This window comes from Ruminococcus callidus ATCC 27760, assembly GCF_000468015.1.
Lineage (GTDB): Bacteria > Bacillota > Clostridia > Oscillospirales > Ruminococcaceae > Ruminococcus_C > Ruminococcus_C callidus.
The window spans coordinates 1138-2857 of record NZ_KI260421.1; the positions used below are offsets into that span (position 1 = coordinate 1138).

A 1720-nucleotide genomic window follows, 5' to 3' on the forward strand; every position below is an offset into this window, starting at 1 on the left:
CGCCAGACGCTCTTTGTGCGGTATTGCCTTATATTTCAATGTGCTTTTCCCAGTGCACTTCTCACCCCAGCAACGACCGGTACAGTTCCACATACTTCTCCGCCGAAACATTCCAGCTGTAGTCGCACTTCATGGCGTGGCGTACCAGAGCGTTCCACTTTCGCTTGTCTGCGAACAGGACGCAGGCACGCTTTACTGCGTCCAGCATGTCGAATGCATCGTAGGTCTTGAAGGTGAAGCCGTTGCCGTCCTTTCCGCCGGCATCAAAAACAGAGTCTTTCAGACCGCCGGTTTCCCGTACTACCGGAATTGCACCATACCGCATGGCAACCATTTGTGCCAGTCCGCAGGGTTCGTTCTGGGAGGGCATGAGGAACATATCTGCACCGCCGTAGATCCGCCGTGCCATTGCCGGCACAAAGCCAACAGTCACATGCACCTGTTCCGGATATTCTGCCTGCATTTCGCGGAAGAAGTCCTCGTACAGCCGTTCGCCGCTGCCCAGCACTACAAACCGGCAGCCCAGCTGTAACATTTCCTGAAATGTCTGCTGTACCAGCTGAATGCCCTTGTGTGCTACAAAACGAGTCACAATGCCGATGACCGGAGCATCAGAATCAGTCAGCCCGCACTCTTTCAGCAGGGCTGTACGGCATTCTTTTTTGCCAGCCATTTTGGTAACAGAATAATTCTTTTTCAGGTTCGGGTCTGTTTCCGGATCGTAGCCGATAACATCAATGCCGTTGAGAATGCCGACAATGCCGTCCTGCCGCCGCACCAGTGCACGATCCATGCCGTAGGAATACCACGGGTCCAGCAATTCTTTGGCGTAGGTGGGGCTGACGGTAGTGATACGGTCTGCTGTTTCAATGGCACCTTTCATCAGATTCACCATGCCGTCAAATTCCAGCAGGCTGGTGTGATAGGTGGGAAGTCCCATTAACTCTGTGATGACTTCCTTGCCATAAACGCCCTGATACTGAATGTTGTGAATGGTGTAAATGATACGGATATTTTCGAATTCCTGATGATACTGGTAGAGCACACGGTAGAACACCGGAACCATTGCGGTCTGCCAGTCGTTGCAGTGAATGATGTCCGGCTTCCAGTCCAGAGCCGGCAGGATCTCCAGCACGGCACGGCTGAAAAAGACGAAGCGTTCGCAGTCGTCATAGAAGCCGTACATGCCGTCCCGCATGAAGTAGTAGGGGTTGTCCAGCAGATAGTAGGTGACCTTGCCCACCTGAATGGTATAGATGCCGCAGTACTGTTTCCGCCAGCCGACCTCAACGGTGATGTCCTTGAGATATGTCATCTTGTTGCGGACGTTGGGAGCGACACTGCGGTACAGCGGCATCACAACCCGACAGTCGATGTCGTCATGTTTGCCCAGGGCAGCCGGCAGGGAACCGGCAACATCGGCAAGCCCGCCGGAAGCGGCAAAGGGCAGGGCTTCACTGGCTGCAAATAAAATTTTCATGGTATACTCTCCTCCAAGGCGGCAGCACACAGGCTGTGCTGCAAAAGAAACACTGCATAAAGTCGCCAGACGCTCTTTGTGCGGTATTGCCTTTCAGCGTTTCCCAAAAAACTGCCGTATGCACCGTTTCACAGACAAACAGCCTGTGTACGCCGGACGCATACGGCAGAAATTTTTGTTTTCACTCCATTGATAAAAAGGCTCTTATTAAAGGCAATACCGCACAAAGATTGTGCGACA

The 1720-nt window shown here is 52.8% G+C and carries 1 protein-coding gene; it reads right to left on the minus strand.

The window, feature by feature from the left end; translation table 11 throughout:
• Positions 1-61: 61 nt before the first annotated feature.
• Entirely contained in the window at positions 62-1480 is a 1419-nt protein-coding gene (locus RUMCAL_RS09315; RefSeq protein WP_021682522.1) for a glycogen synthase, read from the minus strand.
• Positions 1481-1720: the final 240 nt, after the last annotated feature.

What these genes read in the sequence shown, in the direction of transcription:
- RUMCAL_RS09315 (WP_021682522.1), bottom strand. Translation starts at nt 1,480, where the DNA reads ATGAAAATTTTATTTGCAGCCAGTGAAGCCCTGCCCTTTGCCGCTTCC.